Consider the following 16,880-nt stretch of genomic DNA (forward strand, 5'->3'; position numbering starts at 1 on the left):
AAGGAATAATGAAAACCGCTGAAAAGTTAGATCAGATTATAAAAGAAGAATGTGAAAATATTAATGGTATGTTAGTAGTACGGAAAGGTAATATTATTTTTGAAAAATATTATAACGGTCACGGTACAGATGATGCATTTCATATAGCATCAGTCACAAAAACGATAATCTCTGCGCTAATTGGGATATGTATAGATAAAGGCTATATAAAAAGCGTTGATCAAAAAGTAATAGAGTTTTTCCCTGAATATAAACTTAAGGCGTCTGAAGTAACAGTGCGACACCTCCTTACAATGACAGCACCATATCCTTTTGTAGACTGGCAGGAACCGTTAGAAGAACTATGTACACAAGAGGATTGGGTACAGTATACACTTAATAGAATGGGGAACGGCGGAGAAATCGGATCTTTTAAATACTCATCTGCAGGAGCGCATGTACTATCAGCAATTATTACGAGTGCAACAGGAAAAAGTGCGCGTGAGTTTGCGAATGAGTACTTATTTCAACCACTCGGCATGAGAGAAATTCCAAACTACAATATGAAAGCATTTGGATTTGATGACTTATTCGGAAAAGATGTAAAGGGATGGGTTCATGATCCAAATGGTATTTCGACGGGCGGCTGGGGACTAACGTTAACAGTTAAAGATATGGCTAAGTTTGGACAGCTGTATTTGAATGAAGGTGTTTATAATGGAAAACAAATATTAGCAAAATCATGGATAAAAGAATCAACAACAATGAACCAAAATCAATATGGTTACTTATGGTGGTTACGAGAAGAAGATGGAATCTTTTCGTACTGTGCAAGGGGTGATGGTGGGAATATGGTTTGTTGTATTCCAGAGAGAGAATTGGTAGTGGTGATTGCTTCTGAGGTTATACCAAATGCGGGGGATAGATGGGAGTTAATTAAAGAGTGCATACTTCCTTATTTAAAAGATTAATGTGGTTATTTTTATGGAAGTGAGAATTAAAGGGTTTAGTTAAACTTGTTTTGTTTTTCATGATAGAAAAAAGTGTTGTGATAACAAAGTTGTGCAACTAAGGTTATAAAACTTCAACACCTATACGATTTTTAAATAATTGCAAGGTGTTGAAGTACTTTATAATCTATAAAAGGTGCTTTCAATTAAAAGAAGAAACACCTTTTTTCTTTGGTTTTTTAACTATTTTCTAACTTTGTGATGTATAAGATACATCATGCCTAGCACGATTGTTAGTAAGGTAAATTTAATTAATTCTATTAGGCTAGCATCCCACTTGTTTTGCGCTACATCTGTTAAATAAAATACATTAAACATACCATGTAAAATTGCAGGTGATATTACAGAACCGCCAAATTCTCTCGTGTACGTTAAAATTATAGATAATATAAATAATAAAGAGAGATAGCTTAATATTCCTACAAGCGGCAACTCATAATTTTTAAAAAAGATTGCTATTGGTAAATGCCATGAAGACCAAAGCGAAGCTATAATAATAGCTGTTTGCATAAATGAATATTTTTTTCGTAAATAGTAATGAAAATTCCCTCGCCATATAATCTCTTCTAATAGTGCAGATAAAGATCCAATTGTCAGACCAATGAGCAAGAGAAATCCTAATTCATTCCAATGATGATATAAGAACTTTATATTATAAATATGAAAATAAAAATGGAGACATAGTCCTAGAAGTAGTGGAAATAATATGGAGAAAATTAGTGTTTTTATTTTTGGACGTGAAATTCCAAATGTATGAACTATTTTTTGTTTCTTAAATAATTTTTGATATAAAATAACTGCTAAAAGCGGAATAACCATTGTAAACCCTAAATAATTACGGCCATTTTCTATGTTCAACAAGAGGATATATACAAGTGATGTGAGAAAATAAGTACATAATGTTGAATGATAAACTATTTGTTTATTAATATTTTTCACCTGCCTAAGTATGTAAAAGTGGTTAATCGAATATCCGATATTTTAATTATATATGAAATGGAAATCGACAGAATGAATATTTCCATATTATTGTTTTTAAGATAGAAAAAGTGTCGAAATTGCATATATTGAACTTGTAGAAAAAAATAAATTATCCCCCGTAACTTTTCACAACAAAAAATCGTTAAACAAAAGAATAGATTTTTTATCACGAATGGGGGAGAACCATGAAAATTCTAATACTAGGCGGTACACGATTTTTAGGAAGAGCATTTGTAGAAGAAGTTTTGAACAGGGGGCACGAGGTTACAGTATTTAATCGTGGAACAAACAAAGAGATTTTCCCTGTAGTGGAACATTTAATCGGTGACAGAAATGGTAATGTATTAAGCTTAGAGAATCGAAAGTGGGATGTTGTCATAGACACGTGTGGCTTTTCTCCGCATCATATTCGGAATGTTGGAGAAATATTAAAAAATCATATAAAGCATTATATATTCATCTCAAGTCTTTCCGTATATAAAGACTGGATTCCGCATGACATAAAAGAAGACTATATATTACAACCTGAACCAACGAGTGATCAGATAATGGCTGTAGAGAATGGTGAAATATCTCCTTATGAGCATTATGGTGCGCTTAAAGTATTATGTGAAAAAGAGGCAGAGAAGTATTGGCCGGGGCGTGTTTTACACGTAAGAGCAGGACTTCTTTCGGGAATGTTTGATTATACAGATCGACTAACATACTGGATTCAGCGTGTAGCAAAAGGAGGTAAAGTGTTAGTTCCAGGAAGAAAAGACCGTCCAGTGCAGATGGTTGATATAAAAGATGTCGCGTGCTTTGGACTCAACATGGCAGAAAATAATAAAGCAGGTACATTCAATATAACAGGTCCGAATGATAAATTGACGATGGAAGAGCTATTAAATACGTGTAAAAAGGTTACGAATAGCGATGCTGAATTTGTTTGGGTAGACGAATCGTTTATGAGTGAACATAATGTGCAGCCTTGGACAGAAATGCCTTTGTGGATTCCAGAAACTTTCCCATTAGATGGTGAGACGAAGCCGTGGAGAGGCGGGTTTTCTATTTGTATTGAAAGTGCGGTTAATGAAGGGCTTACTTTTAGAAGAATAGAAGAGACAGTTACAGATGTGTATGAGTGGATGGAGAGTACGGACGAATGGAAATTAAAAACAGGTATTTCAGGCGAGAGAGAGAAAGAATTGTTAGAAAAGTGGAATGGATAGTTTTTATAGATAATAGGAATGGATAGAAATATGATAGGTCAATTAAAAAAGGTTAGAAAAAGAACGATAATTTCAACTGTGATAATGCTCTTGCTAACTGTCATTCTCGTAAGAAATAGTACGTGGTATATCTCTCGTTCCTTTTCTTCTGAATTTTTTCAATTGCCGATGCCTTTGGATAGTAAAGTGATTAAAGATTATGAAGCGGATGAGAAAAATTGGATTGAAATAGGGAATGGCGGTTATTGGGAAGTGGTAGCGAATCGAGTTATAGAAACGAAGCAATCGAAGGCAGAAGTAATCTCATTTTATCAAAAAATAGGGAAGTTAAAGTATCCAAATTCTAACGTGGTCGGTGTAGAAATTCAGCTCTATTTTAAAGATGATAGTACGGTAGTAGAAACCGAAAAGGGAAATTATTACCGAGATAAGACGGGAGATACTCGTTATGTAAGTGAATATGCTATTAGAGATATAAAGAAGGAAAAACAACCAAATGATCCAGAGATGATAACATATGTGATACAAGTACATACCCAATTTGATTATTGGTATAAACTTGATTGAACATGAAGAATTATAGGAGGAGAAAAGATTATGTGGAAAAAACACCATTCGCAGTATTTCATCAAACTTAAGTTTAAAAAATCCAGCTACAAAGGATGCACACGCCGAAGTTCAAAAAAATTTGCAGGTGGAGTTACCGAATGATTTATATCAATTATTACAGGAAACAAACGGTATAGCAGGTGAATACGGAGACTTTATTTGGGATGCTTCAAAAATTAATACTGAAAATATGAATATGAGAAATATAGTTGATTTCAAGGATTTATATATGCCTTTTGACTGTTTATTATTTTTTGCTGATGGCGGAAATGGTGATTTGTTTGGCTATTCCATTTTGAATGGGATAGTGCAAAGCGATGATATATAAGTATGGAACCATGAAAATGATAGTAGAACGTGGATTGCTCCTTCGTTAGAAATTTTTATGGAGTGGTGGGAGAGCGGAAAGATAACAATTTAATTTAAACATAGTATTAAGAAAAAACGCCTTGTTACTAAAGAAACAAGGTGTTTTTCGTATGTAAATTTATAACTCAATTGGTTCTTCCCCGTACATTTCCCACAGCTTAGAAAACATATTTTTCAGTCCTTCTTCGTCATCCTCATCCTAGTCTAACTTGATATCAACTTCCTCAAATTTTTCTTCTATTTCAAACTCTTTCTCTTTCACACTATCAGTTGTGCCAATTTTTCTGTAAAACACAACGAAGTCTTTATCGTGTATTAGCTAGTAGCAAGACCTCCACCTCAAAATTCGGCTAATACAAGAAAGGCCCGTATAAATAAGTTGTATTAATTACATTATTAGATTGTGTTTGTGACTATATTTTGGGAATTTTCTGTTGATTTAAAATGTGCAATAGTATATATTGTATATAAAGTATATATACAATATTTTTTAAAAGAGGTATTTGCATGCAAATCATTATTAATAACACTTCAAAGGAACCCATTTACGAACAAATTGGACTCCAAATAAAAAAACTTATTTTACTAGGTGATTTAAAACAAGGAGATGCCCTTCCTTCAATGCGTCAGTTAGCAAAAGATTTACGAGTAAGTATTATTACAACGAAAAGAGCATATGAAGAACTGGAAAAAGACGGTTTTATTAATTCAATTGTTGGAAGAGGGTCCTTTGTAGCAGAACAAAACATTGAAACTATGAAAGAAGAAAAATTAAAAACAGTTGAAGAAAAGTTATGTGAAGCGATTCAAAATGCTAAGCAAATGGATGTTTCTTTAAATGAGCTAAAAGAAATGCTTACAATTTTATACGAGGAGGAAAACTCTTGGAAAACGTAATAGAACTTCAAAATGTCAGTAAATCTTTTAAAGGGTTTCAAATAAACAATTTTTCGATGGAAGTAAAAAAAGGATTTGTTACGGGTTTTATTGGAGGAAATGGATCAGGTAAATCTACAACGATTAAAATGATTATGAATCTAATAAACCCGGATAGTGGAAACGTCTCCTTATTTGGCATGAACTATTCGACTGATGCGAAACGAATTAAAGAAAGAATCGGCTTCGTTTATGACGATAATGTGTTTTATGCTGAACTCACATTAAAGGAAATTACTAAAATTATTGCGCCTGCTTATAAAAAGTGGGATTTTAACCAATTTACATATTATAAAGATCTGTTCGAATTATCATTAAATAAAAAAATGAAAACATTCTCCAAAGGAATGAAAATGAAAGCCTCTCTCGCAATTGCCCTTTCACATCATGCTGAACTAATTATTATGGATGAACCTACATCTGGACTTGATCCTGTATTCAGAAGAGAATTATTGGATGTTCTACAAAATATTATGCAGGATGGAGAGAAAACTATCTTTTTCTCATCACATATTACAACGGATTTAGACCGCATTGCCGATTATATTACATTTATTCAAAATGGGAAGCATATTTTTACAAAAGATATTTATGCCATTGCAGAGGATTATGTTTTAGTCAAAGGACCACTAGATTTGTTAAAGTTTGATACTGAGCGTGAATTTATTTCTGTACGTAAGGCAAATACAGGTTTCGAGGGATTGATTGAAAATGCACATTCTATCGAAAACTTATTTGATAAGGATGTGGTGATTGAAAAACCAAGTTTAGAGGATATTATGTATTTCATGAAAAAGGGGGATTCAAGATGCTTAATTTAATTAAAAAGGATTTGATTTTACAAAAAACTTTCTTGCCTGCTTATCTCTTATTTCTAGTTACCTATTTGTGGGCCGGCATGGATGTAGCATATGTCATAATCATTTGTAGTGCCGTTTTTGTAATTAACACATATCAATCTGATGATAAAGATAATGCTAATATTTTAGTAAACTCATTACCGTATACTAGGAAGGAAATTATAAGTTCAAAATACGTTGGAACCTTACTTTTTACAATAGTAATCATCCCATTTTGTTTAGTTGGAAAATATTTTATTTTAGACAGCATGGAATTTCAACTTTCCTTAGAAAGTTACATACTAGGCTTCTTGGCAGTCATGCTGATAACAGCATTTTACATCCCATTTTTTGTTGCATTTAAAGTGAAAACACTTGTACCAGTTTTTATATTTTTATCTATTGGAGTTATATATTTAATGCGAAATACTCCATATTTATTAAATAAATATGCTAATGGCGTACTGACCTTTTTAAAAGAGATTTCAGATTTGAAGTTATTTCTTTTATTTGCTGTCATAGCAGTGGGGTGCTATGGGGTTTCATGGATATTATCTATTCGTATCTATCAGAACAAGGCTCTTTAATAGCAAGTTCTAAAAGGAGGATGGTTTAAATGACATCAAAAAAAGAGCGTCCTAGTCGAATACGAAATTGCCTGAAAACTATTGGAGCATTTTTCGTTATGCAACTAATTTTTCTCATCCTTGATATGAATTCGTGGATACCGAACTTCAAGGAAGGAGGAGTTGGGGATCGTCTCGTTAATTCAGAGTTCTTTACGGAATGGTTCGCTCCTTATAAAACAAAGCAATTTAATGTACTAACGGCAGTTATGGCTATTTTATTATTCCTAAATGTAGTAACAAGTGCAATAAAAGACGCTTTTTCTAGAAAAAGAATTAATTAGCACATAAGTTGACCTTGCGTTTTTTTTATAATGTCTTAACTATATTTAAAAACAACAGGGAAAGGATAAAAACTCCATTTATTGATGTTTCACTTTATCTGTTACAATGATTTTTTGAGAATTATTTGATTTTTCAGTTTTGTATATTGGTAGAGATGCATTCGTCCCCCATAATGCTTCCAAAGTGTGCGCAGTAATTGTGACATATGTATTTATACTTGTGATGACAAATGATGTGTATCGTTTTTGGAAAGTTCGGAAATTATTGAACGAACTAGAGAAATTTAGTAATCTTATTTGTACAGCACATACATATTAGTTTTGTAATGGTTCGATATTTAAAAAATATGTAAGGAGGAATGGGTGTGGATCTTACGTTTAAAGTAGAGGAAACATGTTTTAATTACCGTGTCGGAGCAATTTGTAAACATGATAATAAAATCCTTATTTTGCAAGGGGACGGTGAAGATTTTTGGTACGTACCGGGCGGACGAGTGAAAATGCTAGAAAATAGTGAAGATGCGTTAAAACGGGAGCTGGCAGAAGAACTAGACGTACCTATTAAAGTGAAGAGATTAATATGGTCAGTAGAAAATTTCTTTATACTTTCTGAGCGAAAGTTTCATGAGATTAGTTTTTATTATGAAGTAGAGCTACATGAGTTACCTGCAGATGGAGTGGATCAATATATTTTGGAAGAAGAGGGTAGATCGTATTTGTTTAAGTGGGTGCCGGTAGAAGAGTTAGAGGTATATAATTTACAGCCTGCGTTTATAAAAGAAAAAGTAAAGGATATAGCAGTTCATACAGAACATATTGTTTTGCAAAAATAAACGTATTCGGAGGGGAAAAGGGTGAAGGGGACTAAAAAAGAGATACATATAAATGACAAAGTAATTCATTACACACATATCGAAAAAGGTTCTAGTAGAGTTTGCTTTATGTTCTCAGGTTCAGGATATAATTATGATAAGCCGTTATTCTATTATGCAACGATGTTAATGCTAGAAAACAAAATTGATGTTGTACATATTCACTATTCCTACGACGAACAAGTAATGAATAAACCAATAGAAGAACTAACGAAAGTAATGATGGATGATATTAATCCTGTAATGAAGGAAGTATTAAAAGGTGAGCAATACAATCATACGATGTTTTTAGGGAAGTCACTCGGAACAATACCGATTGCAAATGATGTAATGAAGAGAGAAGAATTTTTACAGTCAAAAATGATAGTACTTACACCTTTACTAACTTTTGAATCTATTTTTGATTCTATTTTACATAGTAGTCACGAAGGGCTTTTAGCAATTGGGGATAACGATCACCATTATAATGCAAATCAAATGGATCAGTTACATAAAACGAATTTAACGATCGATGTTATTAAAAATGCAAATCATTCTGTAAATGTTGGGGAATATGAAACAGAAAATTCAATTGAAGCGATAGCAAAAATAATAGAAAAACTTAAAGAAGTTGTTAGGACAAACTAACCTATCAATACATGCAAAAAGAGGTGCGAATTGCACCTCTTTTACTTTAATAAGCCTTCAAAACATGAAGTAAATAATCCTTCCGATTCAGCGGATTATAATCAACACGTTTTCGAGTAGGAAAGGGGGCCTTCAGTTTTGTGTAACCAGATGGTTTCGTTGTAAATATACCTTCTCCTTCTGTAAATGAATGGAGCATGCGCTTAAAATTATCTGTTTTCGCAACAGGTAATGATCCTGTTAACTGGTAAGAATCATTATTGAATATAGGCTCTGCAAAAGTTGCTGGAATGGCAGCGAGCTTATACATCGCGGTACTAATTGCATGCTCCGGTACAGTCAATTCAAACTCGTTTACTGGTTCATATACACATGTTTCAGCTTGCTTTAAAGCTTCCATTAAAACGAGTGGTGTTAAGTTTCTAAAGTCACTCGCTGTTGTAACAGGACTAGCATAACCTGTATGTGTTAACGTGACAGAAATGTCCGTAACTTTCCATCCGTATAAACCTTGTTTTAACGTTTGAAATACAGTATCTTCAATCGCTTTATGAAATGCTAAAGGTAGTGAACCAAGCTCAACACCTAATTTATATGTTATGCCAGAGTTAAGTTCACCACGTTCGATTTTAAAACCGATTGTTGCGTAAAATGGATTTGTTTTTTCGCCCATTACTTCAACGCTATTACCTACGCCAATTGGTTTCTCCATACATACAACTCGCGTATTTGAAAAAGTAACCTGCAAATTATATTTCTCAAAAAGTGTTGTTTCAATTACTTCTTTTTGTACTTCACCGAAAAGGCGAATATATAGTTTATTATGAACATCATCTTTCCACACTTTAATAAGTGGATCTTCTTCACATAATTCTATAAGTGCAGCGTATAAATCATGAATTCGTTCTTTAGGTACTGCATCAATGGATGCTTCCATTTGTGGTTCGGCAAAGTGAATGTCTTTTATATAATCAGTCCGTTCACCGATAATATTACCAATTTTAATATCATTCAGTCCCCACACTTTGCAAAATTCTCCGCTTGGAACTATAGAAGATTGAACAGTATTTCCGCTATGAAACATGCACATTTTTTTAATCTTTTCCTTATGTGGTAGAGACTGATCGCGCTGTATATCAACATATTTTCTAACGTGTAAGTTACCAGAAAAAACTCTTACATATGCAATCTTTTCCCCAGAAGGTTCACGTTCAATTTTAAAAACAACACCGGATAATGTTTCATCTTGTGCCGATGTATGAGCTGGAATTAGGGCCGGAAGTTTTTCAAGCAGTTCAGTTACTCCTATACCTGTTATTGCTGAACCGAAAAAGATTGGATACACATTTGCTTGCGCTATTTGTTTAATGAGTTCTTCTCTTAATAGTGTGTCCGTTACGATTTCGTTATTTACATATGACTCAAGTAACGATTCATTATAAGGTGCTAATCGTTCTATACAGTTGTCATATGATTTATATTCAATAATACGAGCTTCCTTTGTTCCTTCGTTTTGGACAGAGTAGAAGGGGAATGCTTCATTTGAAAGAATCGTTTTTATTTGCTTTACAACTTTTTCACTATTTGCACCACTACGATCAATTTTATTTACAAATAAAATAGTCGGTATGTTTAGTTTCTGTAATGTCCGCATTAAAATCTTAGTTTGTGCTTGCACACCTTCTACAGCAGAAATAACTAAAATTGCACCGTCTAAAACGCGGAATGATCGCTCCACTTCAGCGATAAAATCAGCGTGTCCAGGTGTATCAATGACATTTACTTTTATATCATCAATAAAAAAAGAAACGACAGATGCTTTAATCGTAATTCCGCGCTGTCTTTCTAATTCCATTGAGTCAGTTTGCGTATTGCCACTATCTACTCGGCCAATTTCTTTAATCACATTCGTTTCATAAAGAATACGCTCAGTCAAACTCGTCTTGCCAGCGTCTACGTGCGCGACAATCCCTATATTTATTGTTGTCATATGTGAATATCCTCATTTCATTTTCCATTTTTATTTCCTCATTTCTATTTGTGTATTGCCGCATTACAATCACTCTCCAGTCATTTAAATTATTACTATTATAATGTAATTTACATTTTTTGTAACGCTGCAAAGCGCCTTAATTTGGAAAAATAAAGTGAAACTTTAATCAGTGGCGTTTTTTAATCCGCTGATTATTAGTTGAACCAATCGGGCTTTTACGGGCAGTGGAGCCCCCACCTAACTTCCTTGTTTTCAAGAATTTTGAGAGGGGAGTCTTACTGCCCGTTAAAGCGGGATAAAAATGAAAATAAAAAGCTTGCAATCTAAATCGATATAGATTATATTAATTGACATATCAACTATTGATACATCAAACATTTTTGTTTTGATTGTAAAGGAGGGGTAATTTGACAAGTTCATGCTCAAAAGAAGCGATTATTTTATATAAATTACACTTTCTAAATAAAGAAGTAAGTTCGAAGTTTGAAGGGTGTACGGGTATGAGCCAGTCTCGATTAGAGCTTATACTTCAGTTATATGAAGTAGGTGAAATTAGTCAAAAAGCACTTCAACAAGAAGTGAATATTGATAATGCGGCGATTACGAGGCATTTAAAGCAGCTAGAAGCAAACGGAATGATTGTAAGACGGAAAAATCCAGCCGATAACAGAATTACGTTAGTTTCTCTTACTGAAGAGGGACGAAATAAAATTCAGGCGTTTCAAGAGGAAAAAGAACGTTTTGCAGCATCTGCATTTAAAGGATTGAGTGAGGAAGAACGCGATAATCTTTTAAATATGTTAATTCACATTCAAGAAAACATAAAAGAACTTTAAAAAAGGGAGAATTCAACTATGACTAACTCAGTAAAAACAAATAACTTTAACGAAATTTTAACAGGACGCCGTTCAATTCGTAAGTACGACACAACAGTAAAAATTAGTAAAGAAGAAATGACAGAAATTCTTACAGAAGCAACACTTGCACCATCATCAGTAAACATGCAACCATGGAGGTTCCTTGTGATTGAAAGTGACGAAGCAAAAGCAACACTTGCACCACTTGCGAAGTTCAATCAATCTCAAGTAGAAACATCTTCAGCAATGATCGCTGTATTCGGCGATTTAAACAACTTTGATAACGCAGAAGAAATTTACGGTACAGCAGTTGAACGCGGACTAATGCCAGCTGAAGTAAAAGAAGATCAAATGAAAAAACTTTCAGGTTATTTCTCAATGGTTACACCAGAAGTAATGAAAGATACAGTACTAATTGACGGTGGGCTTGTAGCAATGCAATTTATGCTAGCAGCTCGTGCTCACGGTTATGACACTTGCCCAATTGGTGGTTTTGAGAAAGATCAAATCGCAGAAGCTTTCGGACTAGATAAAGAACGTCACGTACCAGTAATGTTAATTTCAATCGGAAAAGCTGCTGACAGTGGTTACCAATCCGTACGTCTTCCAATTGAAAAAGTTGCTGAGTGGAAGTAATTTCAAAGAAATAAGTGGAATATGAGAGGGGAAACACCATGATTATTATTCACGCAATATTTCAAGTAGATCCAGCGAAACAACAAGCATTTTTAGAAGAAATTCAGCCACTACTTCATGGTTCAAGAGAAGAAAGTGGAAATGTATCTTATGATCTATATAAAGATACAGAAAAAGAAAATGTTTATACGATGGTAGAAGTATGGAAAGATGAAGCAGCAGTTGCGAGTCATAATACGAGTGAACACTTCACATCTTTCGTTAGCAAAGCGCCACAATTTTTAACTGCTCCACTTGATATAAAAGTTTATAATGGAGAGTTAGTAAAATAAAATGGTAAAAAGATACCCTTAGCTTGTTGCTAAGGGTATCTTTTTTTATTTTGATAGGAATATATTTACTTTTATTGTAATGTGTTATAATTTGGAAAATGATAATTCTTAATTTTCTGAATAAACAAAAGAGGGAGGTAAATATATGAGCACACTAAAGAAAATTACTAACAATATTTCGAAGGTTATTATAGGAAAAGATGAATCGATTGAACTGGCAGCTATAGCTCTTATAGCAAAAGGGCATATTTTATTAGAAGATGTACCTGGGACGGGAAAAACAACATTAGCGAAAAGTTTGGCTAAAAGCGTGGACGCTAAATTTCAAAGAATACAATTTACAGCGGATACTTTGCCTGGAGATGTTATTGGTCTTGAATATTTTAATGTGATAGTAACAACTCAAAAAAATAAGAACACTGTAAACACAGAAGTAAAAACACTGTGTTTCTTTTTGTTAATACACGTATTCGAAATTAATTTCCTCCTTATACTACAAGTTTTTGTACGTAAGCAATTTGTAAGGAATAGGTAAGAAAAAAGAGAATTTCACTCTGTATGATCGAGATATAGCGTAGTGTGAAAGGGGGAACAGAAATAACTTATATATTAAAAATGTGAAGAGTATTTCAAGGAAATGAATTAACTTCATAGGAGAACATGCATATGAAAAAATGGAGAGTTTTACAGAGTACCTTAGTCCAAGTAGTGTTGCTAAAACAATAACTATGAAGGAAATGACAAATTAAATAATGATGTTTTACTTTTAGTGAATCTGATTTCTCTATTTTTAAACTATAAGTACTAATATTGGTAGAGGAGAGAAAATATTTATGAAAACACGTAATCAAATTAAGTTAACAAGTTTAGCAGTTTTATTAGCGGGAACTACTATATTCACACCTGGTTTTACTGTGAAAGCAGAGTCAGCTCAAAATATTTCTAGTCCGTCAGAAGTGAATGATCAAAAAAATCGGAATGGTTGGAAACAAGTAATGCAGGAATCAGTACAGCTTGGAACACCAGGGGTATTAGCTAAAACATCTAGCAACGGAAAAACTAATAGCTATACTGCGGGCGTCGCGGATTTAAATAGTAAGAAACCAATGAAATCGGATTATCGTTTTCGGATTGGAAGTGTGACGAAGACTTTTACTGCTACGACTGTTCTTCAATTAGTAGGAGAAAATCGTGTGCAACTTGACGATCCAATTGAAAAGTGGCTACCGGGAATTATTCAAGGAAATGGGTATGATGGCAATCAAATTACGATACGACAACTTTTGAATCATACGAGTGGTATCGCTGAATACTTAAAGTCAAAAGACGCTGATATTATGAATTCGAAAAAAACGTATACAGCAGAAGAAATAGTGAAAATAGGCCTTTCTCTGCCTCCAGATTTCTCGCCGGGTAAAGACTGGTTGTATTCAAACACAGGATACGTCATATTGGGAATGCTTATTGAAAAAATAACTGGAAATAGTTATGCGGAAGAAATTGAAAAGCGAATTATTGAGCCTTTGGATCTGGCAAATACGTTTTTACCAGGGAATTCACCAGTTATTCCAGGTAAGAATCATGCTCGTGGGTATATGAAAATTGACGAAACAAGTGAGTTGAAAGACATGACGTATTATAATCCGAGTTTAGCAAATGCAGCTGGAGATATGATTTCTAATGCGGACGATTTAAATAAGTTCTTTTCATCTTTACTTGGTGGTAAGTTACTGAAAGAACGCGAGCTAAAAGAAATGCTTACTACAGTTCCTATAGAAGGGAAAGGTCTTGGTAATGGATATGGTCTTGGAATCTATGAAACTAAACTTCCAAATGGTGTCTCAGTTTGGGGGCACGGCGGATCAATTCCTGGGTTTATGACTTTTGCTGGCGGAGTAATGGGAGGCAAGCATACATTTGCTGTCAATGTTAACTCTTTAGGTCCAGTTAATATTCTTACACAGTTTGATAAAATGATGCAAGTTGAATTTAATAAATAGATGAAGAGAAAGCGAATGGGTTCCTGCAATAGTTGTAAATAAAAGAGATGCTTTTTAAATTTCACAAATAAGGACAGTATTAACATTCATGATATGGTATTAAGTATATGTAGAACATAAATATGATACAAGTGTATTTCAAAGTGCAATTCAATCTTATAGTTTAGTATAAAAAGGATGTCAGTTGCATGACATCCTTTTTGTTGTGGGACAAAGAGGTGTTGTTTATTTTGAAAATTGTTATTTTTGGGAGTGTTCCATATAATGAGAGGTATAGGGCTATACAGGGGAGTTATGAATGGATAATACTTTAGTTTGTTAATTATTTTGTTTTAATAAAAAAGTAAATTGATTTGGAGTGAAATACATTGGGACAAAATCAGTTTAGATGGAGTAACAAGCAATTACGAGAACATGTTGAAATAATAGACGGTACAAGAAGTCCACACAAATTATTAAAGAATGCAACATACTTAAATTCCTATATACGTGAATGGATGCAAGCAAATATTTGGATCTATGATGACCGTATTATATATGTAGGAGAAAAGCTACCGGCGCAACTACATGAATGTGAAGTTATTGATTGTGATGAAAAGTATGTCGTTCCTAGTTACATAGAACCGCATGCACATCCGTATCAATTATATAATCCAGAGACGTTAGCGAATCATGCGATGCAATTTGGAACAACAACTTTTATTAATGATAATTTAACTCTATTTTTCACATTAAAGCGTGAAGAATCATTTCATTTATTAGATGAATTTAAAAAGATTCCAGCTAGTATGTATTGGTGGTGTCGTTTTGATGGACAAACTGAATTGCAAAACGGGGAAACTTTGTTTAATAGTGAAGAAATAATAGAGTGGCTGCAGCATGAAGCTGTTCTTCAAGGGGGAGAGCTAACAGCATGGCCAAAATTATTACATGGCGATGATGAAATGTTAAATTGGGTGCAGGAAACAAAGCGATTACAGAAAAAAGTAGAAGGACATTTCCCAGGAGCATCTGAAGCAACGTTAGTAAAATTAAAACTGTTAGGTACAGACTGTGATCATGAAGCAATGACGGGTCAAGAAGCGTTAACTCGTCTTATGCAAGGTTACACTGTTTCTCTTAGAAACTCTTCCATCCGTCCTTTTATGAAAACGGAATGACGAATGTAATGATTACTACTGCTATAAAGCAAGGTGTTCCAGTAATAGAGGCATATCATATGGCAAGTTATAATATTGCTCGTTATTATAATATGGAGCATATACATGGTTCGATTGGGACAGGTAGAATTGCTAATATCAATATTTTAGAGAGTAAAGAAAACCCAGTACCGACGAGCGTTATTGCAAAGGGGAAATGGGTAAAGCGTGACGGTGTAAATACACATGAAGCATTACATATAGTCGGGAGTAAATATAAAGTAACTCCATTATCATTAGATTGGTCCATAGAAAAAGAGGATATGACTTTCTCTAATAAAAAGGGTATACACTTATTAAATAACGTTATTACAAAACCATATACTAGTGAAATCAACATAGACTGTGATGAATTGTCCACAGATCATGATGAATGTTTCCTTATGATGATTGCTCGTGATGGCAGTTGGCGAGTGAATACAGTTGTGAAAGGTTTTGCGAAAGAACTAGGTGGGCTTGCTAGCTCTTATTCTGGTACCGGTGACATCATTCTTATTGGAAAGAGTAAAGGAGATATGCTTACAGCTTTTCATAGAATAAAAGAACTTGGCGGGGGAATGGTTATAGCTGAAAAGAATGAAGTATTACATGAAATAGCATTACCATTGCTCGGGATTATGTCTAATTTAAAAATGAGTGAATTAATACAGGAAGAGAAAAAGATGGTGAAATTGCTACAAGAGCGAGGCTATGCTTATAACGATCCGACATTTACCATTTTATTCTTTTCTGCGACGCACTTGCCTTTTATACGAGTAACACCTATAGGGTTATATGACGTGAAACGTAGTAAGGCAGTTGCCCCACAGGTAAATTTGATAAAGCAATATTAAAAGGAAAGATCCTATAAAAATTTTATTTTATAGGATCTTTCTTATTATTAGCATAAGAATATTGTAAGCCTCAAATGATATAGTATCTAAATCATTTGAGGTGATATGTAAATATGAAAAAAATATTTTACATTTTAAGCGTATTTATTCTGTGTGTATCGATACAACACGTTGTACATTCCCAATCAGATGCACCAGAGTTATCTTCGGATTGTCTCGAAGAAAGAAAAGTTCGAGATGAAAAGCATGTGAAGAATATAATACAGGACATTAAATCCACATTTAATTTAAATATTGATGAACATAGTTTTTGGGAAGTAAGTAAAAGAGATCTGGAGGCTGCCCATTTGATGTATGGTGGAAAGGAAAATGATTCTTATTATAATTCGCTAACTAAAATTTATGATAGTGGTGGATTTAGCGAGCAGCCTAGCTTATTTGTGAGGGCGCAAGAAGCATTTTTACTTTATAAAGAAAAAGATAATATTAATGTAATGAAACGCTTAAAACTAGACGTTGAAAAAGGGGAATGGATCGTTATAGAAACAAAAAAGAAGAAAGGGAAAAAAGTGAAATTCAAGCCGTTGCAATGTGAAAAAGATTATATGAAAAAGAGAAATGAGTACCAAAATCAAAAATGAAATAAAGGAAATTTTGAAGGAGAAAAATTTCGTTAATCATTGTAAA

The 16,880-nt window shown here is 33.6% G+C and carries 16 protein-coding genes and 4 pseudogenes; 17 read left to right on the top strand and 3 right to left on the bottom strand.

Going from position 1 to position 16,880, the window contains the following annotated elements; all coding sequences use genetic code 11:
• Window positions 1-8: 8 nt before the first annotated feature.
• On the top strand, window positions 9-950 hold the full coding sequence (locus CO726_RS05725) for a serine hydrolase domain-containing protein (protein WP_099683612.1): 942 nt from the start codon (window positions 9-11) through the stop codon (window positions 948-950).
• A 222-nt stretch (window positions 951-1,172) separates the two neighbouring features.
• Here CO726_RS05725 and CO726_RS05730 read toward each other — a convergent pair whose 3' ends face one another.
• Window positions 1,173-1,928 carry a CPBP family intramembrane glutamic endopeptidase gene (locus tag CO726_RS05730; protein ID WP_099683613.1) on the bottom strand — a complete coding sequence of 252 codons (756 nt, stop codon included), beginning with the start codon at window positions 1,926-1,928 and terminating at the stop codon, window positions 1,173-1,175.
• 227 nt (window positions 1,929-2,155) lie between these two features.
• Between CO726_RS05730 and CO726_RS05735 the strand changes: the two genes are divergently transcribed.
• From CO726_RS05735 to CO726_RS05745, 3 genes and pseudogenes are all read left to right on the top strand, one after another.
• On the top strand, window positions 2,156-3,181 hold the full coding sequence (locus CO726_RS05735) for an SDR family oxidoreductase (RefSeq protein WP_099683614.1): 1,026 nt from the start codon (window positions 2,156-2,158) through the stop codon (window positions 3,179-3,181).
• Between the two features lie 30 nt (window positions 3,182-3,211).
• Window positions 3,212-3,748 (top strand): hypothetical protein, encoded by a 537-nt coding sequence (locus CO726_RS05740; RefSeq protein WP_099683615.1) that lies wholly within the window; start codon window positions 3,212-3,214, stop codon window positions 3,746-3,748.
• A 46-nt stretch (window positions 3,749-3,794) separates the two neighbouring features.
• Window positions 3,795-4,211 (top strand): annotated as a pseudogene (locus tag CO726_RS05745) (SMI1/KNR4 family protein).
• A 66-nt stretch (window positions 4,212-4,277) separates the two neighbouring features.
• Here CO726_RS05745 and CO726_RS33125 read toward each other — a convergent pair.
• A pseudogene (locus CO726_RS33125) lies at window positions 4,278-4,364 on the bottom strand (DUF4240 domain-containing protein); the annotation flags it as partial.
• Between the two features lie 302 nt (window positions 4,365-4,666).
• Between CO726_RS33125 and CO726_RS05755 the strand changes: the two are divergent.
• The 6 genes from CO726_RS05755 (at window position 4,667) to CO726_RS05780 (ending at window position 8,343) form a co-directional block, all read left to right on the top strand.
• Complete coding sequence (locus tag CO726_RS05755; protein WP_099683616.1) at window positions 4,667-5,056, top strand: GntR family transcriptional regulator; 390 nt, start codon at window positions 4,667-4,669, stop codon at window positions 5,054-5,056.
• Window positions 5,044-5,916, top strand: a complete 873-nt coding sequence (locus CO726_RS05760) for an ABC transporter ATP-binding protein (protein ID WP_099683617.1) — start codon at window positions 5,044-5,046, stop codon at window positions 5,914-5,916. The genes CO726_RS05755 and CO726_RS05760 overlap by 13 nt, the downstream gene beginning before the upstream one ends.
• Window positions 5,904-6,521 carry an ABC-2 transporter permease gene (locus tag CO726_RS05765; RefSeq protein ID WP_006927587.1) on the top strand — a complete coding sequence of 206 codons (618 nt, stop codon included), beginning with the start codon at window positions 5,904-5,906 and terminating at the stop codon, window positions 6,519-6,521. The genes CO726_RS05760 and CO726_RS05765 overlap by 13 nt, the downstream gene beginning before the upstream one ends.
• A gap of 29 nt (window positions 6,522-6,550) precedes the next feature.
• Window positions 6,551-6,844, top strand: a complete 294-nt coding sequence (locus tag CO726_RS05770; protein WP_099683618.1) for a YfzA family protein — start codon at window positions 6,551-6,553, stop codon at window positions 6,842-6,844.
• Between the two features lie 365 nt (window positions 6,845-7,209).
• Window positions 7,210-7,677 carry an NUDIX hydrolase gene (locus CO726_RS05775; RefSeq protein ID WP_099683619.1) on the top strand — a complete coding sequence of 156 codons (468 nt, stop codon included), beginning with the start codon at window positions 7,210-7,212 and terminating at the stop codon, window positions 7,675-7,677.
• A 21-nt stretch (window positions 7,678-7,698) separates the two neighbouring features.
• Window positions 7,699-8,343 (top strand): alpha/beta hydrolase, encoded by a 645-nt coding sequence (locus CO726_RS05780; RefSeq protein WP_099683620.1) that lies wholly within the window; start codon window positions 7,699-7,701, stop codon window positions 8,341-8,343.
• 46 nt (window positions 8,344-8,389) lie between these two features.
• Here the strand turns inward: CO726_RS05780 and CO726_RS05785 are convergent, their stop codons facing one another.
• Entirely contained in the window at window positions 8,390-10,333 is a 1,944-nt protein-coding gene (locus CO726_RS05785) for an elongation factor G (RefSeq protein ID WP_099683621.1), read from the bottom strand.
• Window positions 10,334-10,743: 410 nt separating this feature from the next.
• On the opposite strand from CO726_RS05785, the gene CO726_RS05795 reads away from it, so the two are divergent.
• The 7 genes and pseudogenes from CO726_RS05795 to CO726_RS05825 all read left to right on the top strand — a co-directional run bounded on the left by CO726_RS05795 (window position 10,744) and on the right by CO726_RS05825 (window position 16,834).
• On the top strand, window positions 10,744-11,172 hold the full coding sequence (locus tag CO726_RS05795; protein ID WP_099683622.1) for a MarR family winged helix-turn-helix transcriptional regulator: 429 nt from the start codon (window positions 10,744-10,746) through the stop codon (window positions 11,170-11,172).
• Window positions 11,173-11,190: 18 nt separating this feature from the next.
• Complete coding sequence (locus CO726_RS05800; protein ID WP_097915397.1) at window positions 11,191-11,829, top strand: nitroreductase family protein; 639 nt, start codon at window positions 11,191-11,193, stop codon at window positions 11,827-11,829.
• A gap of 38 nt (window positions 11,830-11,867) precedes the next feature.
• Complete coding sequence (locus CO726_RS05805; protein ID WP_099683623.1) at window positions 11,868-12,161, top strand: putative quinol monooxygenase; 294 nt, start codon at window positions 11,868-11,870, stop codon at window positions 12,159-12,161.
• Between the two features lie 145 nt (window positions 12,162-12,306).
• Window positions 12,307-12,552, top strand: a pseudogene (locus CO726_RS05810) (AAA family ATPase); the annotation flags it as partial.
• Between the two features lie 442 nt (window positions 12,553-12,994).
• A complete protein-coding gene (locus tag CO726_RS05815) occupies window positions 12,995-14,161 on the top strand; it encodes a serine hydrolase domain-containing protein (RefSeq protein WP_099683624.1) in 1,167 nt (388 codons plus the stop codon).
• A gap of 368 nt (window positions 14,162-14,529) precedes the next feature.
• Window positions 14,530-16,193: pseudogene (locus CO726_RS05820) on the top strand (adenine deaminase C-terminal domain-containing protein).
• Window positions 16,194-16,306: 113 nt separating this feature from the next.
• Window positions 16,307-16,834, top strand: a complete 528-nt coding sequence (locus CO726_RS05825; protein ID WP_099683625.1) for a hypothetical protein — start codon at window positions 16,307-16,309, stop codon at window positions 16,832-16,834.
• The last annotated feature ends 46 nt before the right edge of the window (window positions 16,835-16,880 follow it).

The organism is Bacillus fungorum, from assembly GCF_002746455.1.
GTDB lineage: Bacteria > Bacillota > Bacilli > Bacillales > Bacillaceae_G > Bacillus_A > Bacillus_A fungorum.